Genomic DNA, 13,635 nt, shown 5'->3' with positions numbered 1-13,635 from the left:
GAAACTACTATTTATAATTGAAACGGTATTATATTGCTTTTTATTACAAATAATATTATGTTATTTTAATCGGCATATTTCAAAATGTGATGAATGCAAATAGCTATTATTAAGAAATGAAATATCTCTATTTCTATGAAGAGAAACAAGTTGTGTTTTAGTCAGATAGGAAGCAAGGAGAGATGCGCATGCTAGAACAAAGAGGTCATGCATTATATGACTCTTCATTGCGAGATTTAAAGTTAGCATTAGATGAGTCTTCAATTGTTGCGATTACAGACCGAAATGGTCTTATTACATATGTAAATGATAAGTTTTGTGAAATCTCCAAATATACACGGGAAGAGTTAATAGGGAAAGATCATCGTATTTTAAATTCAGGGTATCACCCGAAAACATTTTTTCAAATTCTATGGAAGCGCATTTTGAACGGAAAAGTATGGAGAGGTGAGATTCGAAATCAAGCAAAAGATGGGACGTATTATTGGGTTAAAACAACAATTGTTCCGTTTTTAAATGAAAAAGGAGAGCCGTATCAATTTATCGCGATCCGAAATGATATTAGTAGTAGGAAAGAAGCGGAACAGAGGTTGCGGTTAAGTGAAAGTCGTTATAGGGAGCTTGCGTATCATGATGCTTTAACGAGTTTACCGAACCGATTGCAGCTAATAACGACTGTAAACGAGATGATTGCAGGAAAAAAAGAATTTGGTATGATTTACTTTGATTTGGATCGTTTTAAATTAGTAAACGATACGCTAGGTCATATGATAGGGGATTTACTTTTAAGCGAAGTTGCTTCACGGTTGCATTATGTGCTAGGAGAGAAAGACGTTCTGGCTAGACTGGGTGGCGACGAATTTGTGCTGTTAACAAAAAATCATAAACAAGATGAAATGAGGCAGTTAGCGACATCTGTGTTGTCGTGTTTTCAGGCACCATTTATGCTTGAAGGTCATGAAGTATACATTTCAGCTAGTCTAGGACTGTGCTCATATCCGCAAGACGGACAAGATGTAGAAACTCTATTGAAAAATTCGGATTTAGCCATGTATAGCGCGAAAGAACAAGGCAGAAATGCCGCGTGTTTCTTTACAGATGAGTTACGTGCGAAAATAAATCGTAGAATGAAAATTGAATTCGCTTTGCAAAAGGCAATTCGTGATGAAGAATTAGATGTGGTACTGCAGCCTATTATTGATTTGAAAACGAAGAAATATACTGGTATTGAGGCTTTAGCACGTTGTTCGACAGAAGAAGGGTCTATTTCGCCAGGCGAATTTATTCCAGTAGCTGAAGAATCTGGACTTATTATAAAATTAGGAGACTGGGTATTAGAAAAGTCATGTCGCTTGTTTAAAACATTGCCAGATTATCAAGAAGGACTAAAGTTATCTGTGAATTTATCCATACAACAATTAATGCAAAAGCGTTTTATTTTATCTGTACGTAGTATTTTGAGGAGAACTGGCTTTCCTCCGAATCGTTTAATTTTGGAAGTAACGGAAAGTATCGCTGTTCGCCATTTTGATTATATTATTGCTACATTACAAGAATTAAGAAATATGGGTATTTTAATTGCTTTAGATGACTTCGGAACGGGCTATTCTTCCTTATATTATTTAAAACAACTACCACTGGATATAGTAAAAATTGATCGTAACTTTATTCGTGAATTTCATTATGATCACGCACAGCCAGAGCGAACGATTGTAAAATCTGTTATTGAAATTGCCCATAGCTTAAATTTAGCAGTAGTTGCTGAAGGGGTAGAAACAGTAGAGCAAGAAAGCTTATTACAATCTATGGGTTGTGATTACGTACAAGGATTTTATTATGCGAAACCTTTATCTGTAGGAGAGTTAAAAGAAAAGTTAATTACAGATTTTGAATAAAAAAGAGAAGCTGGTAGCTTCTCTTTTTTTAATTCGTTTTTTGTGAGTTTTTCATGAGTACTGGATAAAGAATAAGACCTAATACGAACAATCCGATTCCTAAGAAGAACGTTTTTAAATCAGCAGTTCCGGTTTTGATAACCCAAATAGAGTATACAAATGCTAATGTAGTAATGATCCCATCCTTTATTCGAGAGCCAGGCATTATATCATACGTTTCTCCTGTAATAACCAATTTGAATTGGTACAGCGTAGAAACAAGGTATGGAATTAAATAAGCTAATGTTGCTACAACGATAGCGAAATTATACGCTTCTGACACGGTACCAGAAATCGTTGAGAATAAGAAAATTTGCGTCATCACATTTGTAATAAATAATGATTTTGAAGGACTACCTTTTTTATTTGTTTTCGCGAAAAACTTAGGGAAAAGTCCATTCTTTGCTGCTTGGTAAGGTACTTCTGAACTAACAACGATCCAGCCAACTGTAGATCCAAATAAAGATACAAGTGCAAGTAAAGCCATGATATAGGCACCTTTATTGCCAATTGCTAAATTTAATGCGTCTACTAATGGTTTTTGAGATTCTTTTAAAGCATCTTGCGAGAGAGCTCCCATTGTAAGTAAAGTAATTGACATGTAAATAAGAAGAGCGATAATCAATCCGAAAATGGTAGCTTTTTTTACATCGCGCTGAGATTTTGCACGGTTAGAAAGCATTACAGCAGATTCGATACCGATAAATGCCCAAAGTGTTGCGATAGCAGCTGAATTGATTTGTCCACCTAACGAAATTGATTGTCCTGCTTCATTCATAAATGTTTGACCGTCTCCGAAATTAGAGGCATTGAAAATGAATAATGTGATTACAATAAACATTGTAAATCCGATAATTTTTGCAATAGTAGCAAGAAGATTCATATTTCCAGCTCGGTCAATATTTTGAGAAAGAATATATTGAATTCCCCATAACATAAGGCTACATACGAGGAAAGTTAGTCCTTTTCCGAGTTCTAGTGAAAATCCATTCGTTGAAAAGAGAATTTGCTTACTTTGTAACACTGGAAAGAATGTTGATAAATATCCAGCAAAGGAAATAATAACAGATGCGGTTGCAGCCCAGTTCGCAGCCCAATAGCCCCATGCCATACTATATCCTGCAACTTTACCCGCTTTTTTTGAAGGGAACATCGCTTGAGCATAACTTTGTGGTCCAGCTTTTAATTCTGGTTTTCGGATTGCTAAATTTCCAAATACGAGTGCAATCATAAATACGCCAAGGCCTGTAATACTCCATGCGAGTGTAGAACCCATTGGACCTGATACGTGTGCTAAATTTGCTGGGAGCATAAATACGCCACCGCCAACCATATTTCCGATTACAAAAGCTGTTAAAATCCATAATCCCCATTTTTTCGTTTCCATTTTTGTTAACTCCTTTGTAGTAAGTTTTGCTTAAACATCATTTTTTACTAGCTTTTTGGCAATAAAAAAAGAGCCATGTAGATAAAAAATACCTACATGGCTCTTCGCCTAACGTAGGTACAACGGGAATAACCCTTGTACCTACGCGTAATTTTTCCGCTAGGTTTCAAGGGTTACGTATGATGATGATGTTTTTGTGCAAATGTAACTACAATTGTTGTATAAGTAAGCATAGTTCTTTGCTCCCTTTCTCCTCTGATTTTGAAGTTAGTATACTACATGTTTTTTTGAATGAAAAGAAAAATATAAAAATTTTTATAAAAATACGTTTTAGAGATTAAATATTTACCTGTATTTTTCCTATACTGGAAAATAAGTGAGAGATTGGCAGAAGAGTGTAGCATGGTATAATACATATAGAATTAGAAGGTGACAAGGGGCTATTGTAGATGATGAGTAAGTATGAACAAATTTATACAGAAATCAGTAAGTCTATTGATAATAAGCAATTAAAAGAGGGATGCAAAATCCCATCCGAAACTGAATTAATGAAGCAGTATGAAGCAAGCCGCGGTACGGTAAGAAAAGCTGTAGATTTATTACAAGAGCGTGGATATGTTCAAAAAATACATGGAAAAGGTGTTTTTGTTTTAAAGCGAAAAAACATTGAATTCAACTTTGGTGGTATTGTAAGTTTCCAAGAAGAAAATGAACGTTTAGGACGCCATTGTATTACAGAAGTCGTGGAAATGGAGAAAGTAAAAGCGACAAAAGAAGTTGCAAAGCTATTAAATGTGAAAGAGAAAACAGAAATAGATCATATTAAACGAGTACGAAATATTGATGGAGAAAAAGTAATTTTGGATATTAATCATTTTGTATCGGAATATATTCCTGGATTAACGAGTGAAATTGCAGCGGAATCCATTTATAAATACATTGAGAAAGAATTAGGTCTTCATATTAGTTACTCACAGAGGGTAATTGAAGTGCAGCCATGTACAGAGGACGATAGAGAGTATTTAGATTTAAATGGAACAGACTATGTTGTCGTTGTAAAAAACTTTACGCATTTTTATGATGGAAGTCAGTTCGAATATACAGAATCACGCCATCGTTTAGATATTTTTCATTTTTCGGATGTGGCGCGGAGAAAATAAGGAGATGGAACGAAATAACGTTTCATCTCTTTTTTTATAAAAAAATCACAAACTCGTATATACGAGTGTTGACTAACTTATATATACGAGTTAATATGTAATTGTAAACGGTATCAAAAAAAGAAAAGAGGGACGGGAATATGGGGAAAGACTATCGTAAAACAGCAGAGGAAGTGTTGCAGTATATTGGTGGGAGAGACAATATTGAACAAGCTGCGCACTGTGTAACGAGGCTCCGTATCGCTTTAAAAGATGAAAGTAAAATAGATAACGATAAATTGCAGTCTGTTTCATTAGTGAAGGGAGCGTTTCATAACGCTGGGGTATTTCAAATTGTAATCGGACCAGGAGATGTTGATCGAGTTTATGCCGAATTGATAACGCTTGCAGGTATGAAGGAAGCGACAGTAGCTGATGTAAAAGATTCTGGAAACCAAAAGTTAAATCCAGCTCAAAAGTTTGTAAAGGTATTTTCAGATGTATTTATGCCGATATTACCAGCCATCGTAACAGCTGGTTTACTAATGGGAATTAACAATCTATTAGGGGCAAAGGACTTATTTTTTGAAGGTAAAAATTTATTAGATGTGTATCCAAACTTAAGTGGGCTTTGGGATTTAATTAATATGATGGCGAATACAGCATTCGTATTCTTACCAGCACTTGTCGGTTGGTCAGCAACGAAGCGTTTTGGTGGTAGTCCGATATTAGGGATTGTTATGGGATTAATGCTTGTGCATCCAGCCTTATTAAACGCGTGGGATTATGGAAAAGCAGCGACTGGTTTAGATGGACAAAAGATTGAGTACTTCGATATTTTAGGATTATTTCAAATTGAAAAGGTAGGGTATCAAGGTCAAATCTTACCGGTTTTAGTAGCAGCATTTGTATTAAGTAAAGTGGAAATCTTCTTAAAGAAACATGTACCAAATGCAATTCAATTATTAGTTGTACCAATTACAACGATTGTCGTAACAGGTGTGTTAGCATTAGGAATTATTGGTCCAGTTACACGTCATATTGGAGATTTATTAACAGCTGGATTGGTAGGTGTATATGAAACAGTACCAGTAGTTGGAGCAATATTGTTTGGAGCATTATATGCACCGCTTGTAATTACAGGTATGCATCATATGTTTATTGCTATCGACTTACAATTAATTGCACAGCACGGTGGTACATTCATTTGGCCAATGATTGCTCTTTCTAACATTGCGCAAGGTAGTGCGGCACTTGCGATGTTCTGGATTTCTAAAAATCAAAATGATAAAAGCATGGCATCTACATCAGCAATCTCAGCATATTTCGGTATTACAGAGCCAGCTATGTTTGGTGTAAACTTACGAAATAAATTCCCGTTCTATGCAGCGATTATAGGATCGGCTATTGCAGCTATATTTATTACGTTAAATGGTGTATTAGCACCTGCTATCGGAATTGGTGGATTACCAGCATTTATTTCTATCATTCCGAAATCGATTCCAATGTTTATTGTAGGAATGATTATCGCGGTTGTAATCCCATTTACGTTAACATGGTTATTTGCAAAACGAGTAAAACAGAAGTAGGAGGAAGTTAAACATGAAGGATTGGCATAAAAGTGTAGTTTATCAAATTTATCCGAAGAGCTTTAATAGCTATTACAATAAAGAAACCGGTGATATAAAAGGAGTTACAGAGAAATTAGATTATTTAAAAGAACTCGGAATAGATTATATTTGGTTAACACCGATATACCAATCACCACAAAATGATAATGGATACGATGTAAGTGATTACTACAGTATTGATCCATCTTACGGAACGATGGAAGAGTTTGAAGAGCTTTTAGAAGAAGCAAAGGCACGTAACATTGAAATTATGCTTGATATCGTTGTAAATCATAGTTCTACGGAGCATAAGTGGTTTAAGGAAGCGAAGGAAGATAAAAATAGTCCATATCGTAATTACTATATTTGGCGTGATGAAAAAAATAATTGGCAATCTAAGTTTGGTGGGTCTGCTTGGAAATATGATGAGAAGACAGAGCAATATTTTTTACATCTATTTGATGAGACGCAAGCTGATTTAAATTGGGAAAATGAAAAACTTCGTGAAGAAGTATATGATATGATGCGCTTTTGGCTTGATAAAGGGGTAACAGGATTCCGATTAGATGTTATTAATTTAATTTCAAAAGATCAGCAGTTCTTAAATGATGACGGAAGTATGGCGACAAGCGATGGCCGTAAATATTATACAGATGGCCCGCGCGTTCATGAATATTTACAAGAGATGAACCGAAATGTTTTTGAAGGGAAAGATGTAATTACAGTTGGAGAAATGTCATCTACGACAATTGATAATTGTATTAAATATTCAAACCCTGAGCGTAATGAATTAAGTATGACGTTTAGTTTTCATCATTTAAAAGTAGATTATCCGAATGGAGATAAGTGGACGAAAGCGGATTTTGATTTTATTAAATTAAAAGAGATTATGTCTAATTGGCAAATTGAAATGCAAAAGGGCGGAGGATGGAATGCATTATTCTGGTGTAATCATGACCAGCCCCGTATTGTGTCACGTTTCGGTGATGATAGAAAGTACCGAAATGAATCTGCGAAAATGCTAGCGACAGCTATGCATATGTTGCAGGGCACACCTTACATTTATCAAGGCGAAGAAATCGGTATGACGAATCCTAAATTCGAGTCCATTGAGCAATATCGCGATGTAGAATCGTTAAATATATATGACATAAAGCTGGAAGAAGGATTATCAAAAGAAGATATTATCGGGATTTTAAAACAAAAATCTCGTGATAATTCCCGTACTCCGATGCAGTGGAATGAAGAGATGAACAGTGGTTTTACAACAAGTACACCTTGGATTGCAGTGGCTGAAAACTTTACAGAAATAAACGTAGAAAAAGCATTAGAAGATAAAGAGTCTGTATTTTATCATTATAAAAAGTTAATAGAACTTAGAAAAACGTATGATGTAATTACAGAAGGAGAATATGCTATTTTAGATGAAAATCATGCTAAGATTTGGGCATATACTCGTACTACAGAGAGTGAAGTGCTACTTGTTATTAATAACTTCTATGGAGAAGAAATAACGTACTCTGTACCAGCGCATGTTCAATTAGATGGGATGAAGCAAGAAGTACTACTGTCGAATTATAAAGATTCCAGCAAGGATATTACAAAACTTAACTTAAGACCATATGAGTCAATTGTCTATCGATATACGAAATAAAAGGTTGTATGCCCGCGCGGCATACAACCTTTTATTTTAAGACACCGCTATACAAAATGCTTACCTCTACCTCAGGCTTAAATTTTACTTTTGCATAATCTTTATTCCAATTTTTTTTCTTCCATAAGTCAGGATGATAAGCGATAAGATGTCTTCCAATACCGAAAGCATCACAATTTGCTTTTTGTAACTTTTTCGTTATCTTTTTAGCTTCTTTCGTAAGCTGTTTAGACAATTCTTTGTTTAGTTTGGCTCTTTCATCCATTTTGTAAAGATTATCTCTCGGAGCTTCAAGCGCTATAACTTTTAATTGAAGCTTAATGTGAGCATAAACATTTCCTTTTTTATCCGTTGTTATTTTTAAGTCTCGTTTTAACTTTCGATTGCTAATTTCCATTGTTAAATAATCAGATGTCTTCTCTGATTCATCGCTAGTAAGTTTTTGGGTTATACGGGCACTTGTTCCCATTTTTCCGGTTAATAACACGAATAAAACAGAGTGTTTCAAAGGTAAATGCCCAGTTAATTTATCATTATTAAATAAAGCTAACCCGTTTGTAATTACTTCTTTTCCTTTTATTTTTATAGACGGGAGGGTGAAATCTTTACCGGGATCTAACATTTTTGTAGCAGCTGTTTCTAAAGTTTCTTTTGGAAATACACTCATATCTTCTAAGCTTTTCACTTTTTTCTTTAGAAAATCTCCAATTAGTAAATTTCCTACTTTCTTTTTTTCGAGTATCTCGGACGTTTCACCATCTACTGCAATAAGTTTTACTAAAGCGGTTGGGTTTGTTGGGTCACGAAAGCTGACATCTAAATAGGGTAGTATACCTTTTTTTAGAATTTTGGTTCCTAGTAATTGAACACCATATTTGAAATAGCGAATATTCCCAGTCACATTTTTTTTTAGGGCATCGCTTGTATCCCTTATGTTATGCCCGGTTGCTGAATGTATTTCATTTTCGAATGAAGATTGCTCTCCGCTCGAACTTTTTACGAGCTCGATTGTTTGCTGGAGTTTATTCTCTTCCGTAATATCAGATCCAATACTATAAGCTAACCTTGCTTCCCTTAATGGTTCTTGATCCCAACAGCCAGAAAGGAGGGAACTAGTACATAATATAAAAAGTAATTTAAATCTTTTTTTGAACATACTGTTCTCCTTTCTTCTTTCTTATTACTGAATAGAGTAGAAATAAAAGAGGGAGGACAACGATGAAAATATAGGTGAACTTATCAGTGAAAGTTGCAATTACTTTTAATTCTTCAGGTGTATCTATAAATAAGGCTACACTAAAAGCAATAATACCAACGATTGGAACAGCCTTTTTATGATTAGCAAGATTGAGGATATGTCTAATTCCGATTGAAGCAGCGCAATAATAACTCGCAATAGAAGCTACAACAGTTATCATCCATATTGGAATGAATAATAAATCAGTCCGGTCTATAATCCCGATATGCAAGGAGCGTAATAAGTAAGCAACTGGCTCTGGGATAAGTTCAATTTGTTTTGGACTAAATACGATAAAGCAAATCCAAACAGTAAAAGTATAAAAAAGAGTTACAAATCCATTAGCGATAGAAATGGCCTTCAGTTTTGCCACAGAATTCCCATTTACTTTTGGGAAAGCGATAAGAATAATTTCAAAACCATACATGGCTGTAATTGTTTCTTTCGATGCTTGAATAATATTCCACCATCCAGCCTCTGTAATGGGAAAAATATAAGAAAAATCAGCTCGGGAAAGCCCTAGGGCAATTAAAAGCGCCATAGGTAAAATGAGAATAGAGGCCATGACATAGAATCGTACGATAACTTTAAACGTATTATAAGCTACATAACAACAAGCTATTGTAAATAACATAAGAATGGCATACCACGGAGTTGCTTGTAATATCCAAACTTTAACGACATTACAAACATTCAACATAACCGTCATACCGATAAGGGTAAAATAAAAAACATAAGCAAAACCTAATAGTTTTCCAAACTTATTACCAAATAGCATACAAACACTTTCATACATATCTGCATCAGGAAATCGTTTTAAGAAAAGCCACATAAGTAAAATGATAAGTTGAATTGCAAGTCCAGCTATGAGTGCAGAAATCCATCCACCACCTTTAGCAATTGGGTGAAGACGGTTAGGGAGAGAAAGTATACCAACTCCGATTTGGCATTGAATAACGAAAAAGGTAAATTGAACTAGCGAGATTTTACTTTGCGTGTTTGTCACCGTCCTCATCCTCTCTCGTTACATGTTGTCGTTGCATTTTTTTCGGTTTTGGATCATGTGGTCGTTCCCAAAATGACCAAATTGGTAGTCTTACGAAAGAATCTTTCATATCTTTAATCCGCATCGGGGCAACGGGAGAAAGATATGGTGTATGAAATGAATGTAGTTGACATAAATGAACGAAAGTTATAATTAGACCGAATGAGATGCCTACATATCCAAATATGGCAGCAAGGAGCATTAATGGAAAACGAAGAATTCGAACTGCGGAACTCATATCGTTTGATGGAACGAGAAAAGATGAAATTGCAGTTAAAGCTACAACGATAATCATTGTGTAAGAAACGAGTCCAGCTTTTACAATTGCATCACCAATTACTAACCCACCTACAATACCGATTGTTTGTCCCACTCGGCTTGGTAGACGAATACCAGCTTCTCGTAATAACTCGAAAATCAATTCCATTAAGAGAGCTTCAAAAATAGGAGGAAGCGGTACTTTCTCTAATGAAGCTTTAATTGTATACACAAGTTCGAGCGGCAACACATCAGGATGAAAAGCGACAGTTGCAATATAAAAAGCTGGCAAGAGAAAGGCAATTAAAAAACTTACTAAGCGAATCATTCGGATGAAAGAACCGACAATCCAGCGGTTATTATAATCATCTGGTGATTGATAGAAAGCGAATAACGTAACAGGTACGATGAGCACTGTTGGATCTCCGTCAGATAAAATGGCAACCCGTCCTTCCATTAAATTAGCAGCAGTTCTATCTGGACGCTCTGTATTTAATTGCTGCGGAAATGGTGAGAAAGACGTATCCTCTATAAATTCTTGTATGTATCCTGGAGGCATAAGTGCATCTGTCTTAATTTTTTCTAACCTTCTTTTCACTTCTGCAACTAGATCGTCATTGGCTATGTTTTGCATATAAGCAATTGCCACTTTCGTGTGCATTTCTTCACCAAGTGTGAAATATTTAACGACGAAATTTGGGCTTTTTATGAGTTTGCGAATAGAAGCTAAATTGGTTGCTAAATCTTCTACAAAACCGGTATGGGGTCCACGGACAACGCCTTCATTATCAGGTTCGGTTATATCTCTTTTCAAAGATAAAGCTGTTTCGAAAATACAAAAACTGTCGACATGTTCATGGAAATATAATGATTTACCTTGTAATAGAAGCTGCACACCATAATTTAAATTTGTTTCTTTCTTCATATTTAACGTGGAAAAAGCTTTATCTAAAGACAAATCTGATCGCGTTAACAATGGCTCAATAGCTAATTGATGAATTAAATTTGGATCTGCTAAAGATTCGATATATAAGATTGTTCCTTTTCCATTTTGAAAAGGGATATCTAATTTTTTTATATCATCTGAGTGACAAAGCTTATTTTCAATGTAATTAATGTTCTCCGGAAGTGATGGAAACATATGCTTTTTGTTATTATCTTGTTGTGAACTTTCCTGTTCGGTCATAATTTCCACCTCTTTTAAAGTGCAATTGTTTCTGTTAATTTTTGCTTTTTGTGAGAAATTTATGCTTGGGTTATTTAGAAAAAGTAGGGGGATGGAAAGAAAGTATATATTTGAGATATTAATATATATCTTTTGTACTATAAGGTGGTAAACCTAGCGGTATGTATAATTACATCATTCGATGAATAGGAAATTTAAGAAAAGCGATTTATAATACTAGTATTGTGTCTTGCCTTTTTAGGTACAGTACACAGCCGGTGATTGGCTAGTGGAGGTTCTTCCATTTTGCCAGTGCCGGTTTTTTATTGGATAATAGAGAAAATGAAGTTTTATAAAGAAAGAAGGGGTTGTTTTGAAGGATGTAAATTCTATCTTTATGAGAGAAAAGATTGCTAGTTCTTATCTTTATTTCATTTCTTTTCTTGGTTTGATTACTATAACTATATCTTTACTTGAAATTAAAATCCCTTCTTATCCAACGATATTAATATTGTTATTAATATTTATGGGGATTGCAGAGTATTTTCCTGTACGATTTTGGAGAGGAACTAGCTCGCTTACCTTTCCGATAATTTACGCTATGAGTTGGCAGTTTGGAATCCATATAACTATTATTGCTATTGTACTCGTAACACTAATTATTCACCTGCATCGTCGTTCGCCGATACAAAGAATGTTATTTAATAGTACTCAGCATGCGCTTAGTTTAATCTTGGCCCAATGGTTTGCAAATAAATGTATGTCCTTATTAATTAACAAGATAGATATGTCAGTTCTATATGAAAATTTAATATCTTTGTTATTATTTTGCATGTTTTTTTGTTTTTTCAACAACCGCTTTTACGATTTGTTAATGATACTCCTTCCGCAACCATATTCAATCTATCAGTGGTATAAAAAAACTGTAACTGTATTTCTTTGCGAAACTTTTGGTTTCTCTTATGCAGCACTGATGCATGTATTAATTAGTACATATAGTGTGGAAGTAAACGAGGTTACAGTACTATTTTTCTTTTTTCCACTTGTAGCAGCTTCAATTATTAGTTCTTTTTCTGTACGGATAAGGATGGAGAAGGAACGATTATATGAGTTATTTCTTATTACGACTGAAATTAGTCGAGGATTAACCGGAGGAAACTTGAAGCATATTAAACAAGCACTTAAAGGTTTTTTCGGCATACAAGCATATGTAATATGGACAAAAGATGATGGGAAGTGGAATATTCTATTAAAAGATGGGAAAGTTCGTCCTGATTTTTCTGATCATTCAGAAAAAGATAAGGCGTTCGAGGAACTCTCTAAAAATCTAGTATTTAATGATTGGAAAATTGGTATGGCTCCTGGAGATGAAATATTTGATAGTGTCATACGCTCACTTGTGTATTTTCCTCTTATTGTAAATGATGAACTAGTCGGAATGTTTGTTGCAGGGAAAAGTAGAACTGCAGGTTTTTTTCCGGAAGATGTACAGTCGTTAGCTACATTTTCTAACCAATTAGCTAACGTAGTTAAAACAAGGATATTGATTTCTGAGCAGGAAAAAAGAATGATTTTAGAAGAAAGAAATAGAATCGCACGAGAAATTCACGATGGTATTGCGCAAACATTAGCTGGGGTGATATTTCAACTAGAATCCGCGCAGAAAAAATACCGTGATAAACCAATAGATATGCAGCAAGTAGTAGAGAAAAGTATAAAAGATTTAAGAGGAAGCTTAGGAGAAGTTCGCTATTCTATTTATGCTTTAAAACCATATCCGACACAACAATTAGGGCTAAAGCAGGCGATAGCAAGTAAAATAAAGTCTTTAAAACAAGAATATGAACTAGATATTACATATCATGAAAGAGGTCATGCACGTGCGCTTAGCTTTTCAAAAGAAAGAGCTATTTTTGATACATTACAAGAGAGTTTGCAAAACATTGTAAAACATGCACAAGCAGACAAGACTGATGTTTTACTTAGCTATCAAAGTGAGCACGTGCTTTTAAGGGTTAAGGATAATGGGGTTGGTTTTTCACTATTTGAGTCTATGGTTAAAACGAAGAATGAGCCACATTATGGTATATTACATATGAATGAACAAGCTGAACAATTAGGGGCTACTTTACAGATTGATAGTTCTGTAGGGAAAGGGACAGAAATTACACTATTAATTCCAGATTCACAAACAAGGGGTGCGTAA

9 protein-coding genes are annotated in these 13,635 nt (G+C 34.8%); 5 read left to right on the top strand and 4 right to left on the bottom strand.

The window, feature by feature from the left end; all coding sequences use genetic code 11:
- The first annotated feature begins 188 nt into the window (after positions 1–188).
- Positions 189–1,895, top strand: a complete 1,707-nt coding sequence (locus tag QCI46_RS24285) for a putative bifunctional diguanylate cyclase/phosphodiesterase (protein WP_327958264.1) — start codon at positions 189–191, stop codon at positions 1,893–1,895.
- Positions 1,896–1,923: 28 nt separating this feature from the next.
- On the opposite strand, the gene QCI46_RS24280 is transcribed toward QCI46_RS24285, so the two are convergent.
- Entirely contained in the window at positions 1,924–3,321 is a 1,398-nt protein-coding gene (locus QCI46_RS24280; protein ID WP_000448430.1) for an amino acid permease, read from the bottom strand.
- 449 nt (positions 3,322–3,770) lie between these two features.
- Between QCI46_RS24280 and treR the strand changes: the two genes are divergently transcribed.
- The 3 genes from treR (at position 3,771) to treC (ending at position 7,724) form a co-directional block, all read left to right on the top strand.
- Positions 3,771–4,481: a trehalose operon repressor gene (treR, locus tag QCI46_RS24275; RefSeq protein ID WP_097917718.1), complete on the top strand. Its 711-nt coding sequence runs from the start codon at positions 3,771–3,773 to the stop codon at positions 4,479–4,481.
- A 140-nt stretch (positions 4,482–4,621) separates the two neighbouring features.
- Positions 4,622–6,049 (top strand): PTS system trehalose-specific EIIBC component, encoded by a 1,428-nt coding sequence (gene treP, locus QCI46_RS24270; RefSeq protein ID WP_327958267.1) that lies wholly within the window; start codon positions 4,622–4,624, stop codon positions 6,047–6,049.
- A 13-nt stretch (positions 6,050–6,062) separates the two neighbouring features.
- Positions 6,063–7,724 carry an alpha,alpha-phosphotrehalase gene (gene treC / locus QCI46_RS24265; RefSeq protein WP_353841623.1) on the top strand — a complete coding sequence of 554 codons (1,662 nt, stop codon included), beginning with the start codon at positions 6,063–6,065 and terminating at the stop codon, positions 7,722–7,724.
- Positions 7,725–7,755: 31 nt separating this feature from the next.
- On the opposite strand, the gene gerKC is transcribed toward treC, so the two are convergent.
- From gerKC to gerKA, 3 genes are read right to left on the bottom strand one after another with little or no spacing between them, the layout of a single operon-like run.
- Positions 7,756–8,880 carry a spore germination protein GerKC gene (gene gerKC / locus QCI46_RS24260; RefSeq protein ID WP_000474009.1) on the bottom strand — a complete coding sequence of 375 codons (1,125 nt, stop codon included), beginning with the start codon at positions 8,878–8,880 and terminating at the stop codon, positions 7,756–7,758.
- Positions 8,861–9,967: a GerAB/ArcD/ProY family transporter gene (locus QCI46_RS24255; RefSeq protein WP_353841622.1), complete on the bottom strand. Its 1,107-nt coding sequence runs from the start codon at positions 9,965–9,967 to the stop codon at positions 8,861–8,863. Before QCI46_RS24255 ends, gerKC begins: the two co-directional genes overlap by 20 nt.
- Complete coding sequence (gene gerKA, locus QCI46_RS24250) at positions 9,948–11,450, bottom strand: spore germination protein GerKA (protein WP_353841621.1); 1,503 nt, start codon at positions 11,448–11,450, stop codon at positions 9,948–9,950. Before gerKA ends, QCI46_RS24255 begins: the two co-directional genes overlap by 20 nt.
- A gap of 352 nt (positions 11,451–11,802) precedes the next feature.
- Here gerKA and QCI46_RS24245 point away from each other — a divergent pair, with 352 nt between their 5' ends.
- On the top strand, positions 11,803–13,635 hold the full coding sequence (locus QCI46_RS24245) for a GAF domain-containing sensor histidine kinase (RefSeq protein WP_353841620.1): 1,833 nt from the start codon (positions 11,803–11,805) through the stop codon (positions 13,633–13,635).

The sequence above is a fragment of the Bacillus cereus group sp. RP32 genome (assembly GCF_040459735.1).
Classification (GTDB): Bacteria; Bacillota; Bacilli; order Bacillales; family Bacillaceae_G; genus Bacillus_A; species Bacillus_A wiedmannii.
Note: the sequence above shows the minus strand (reverse complement) of the source record. Positions and strands in the feature narration are given on the sequence as shown.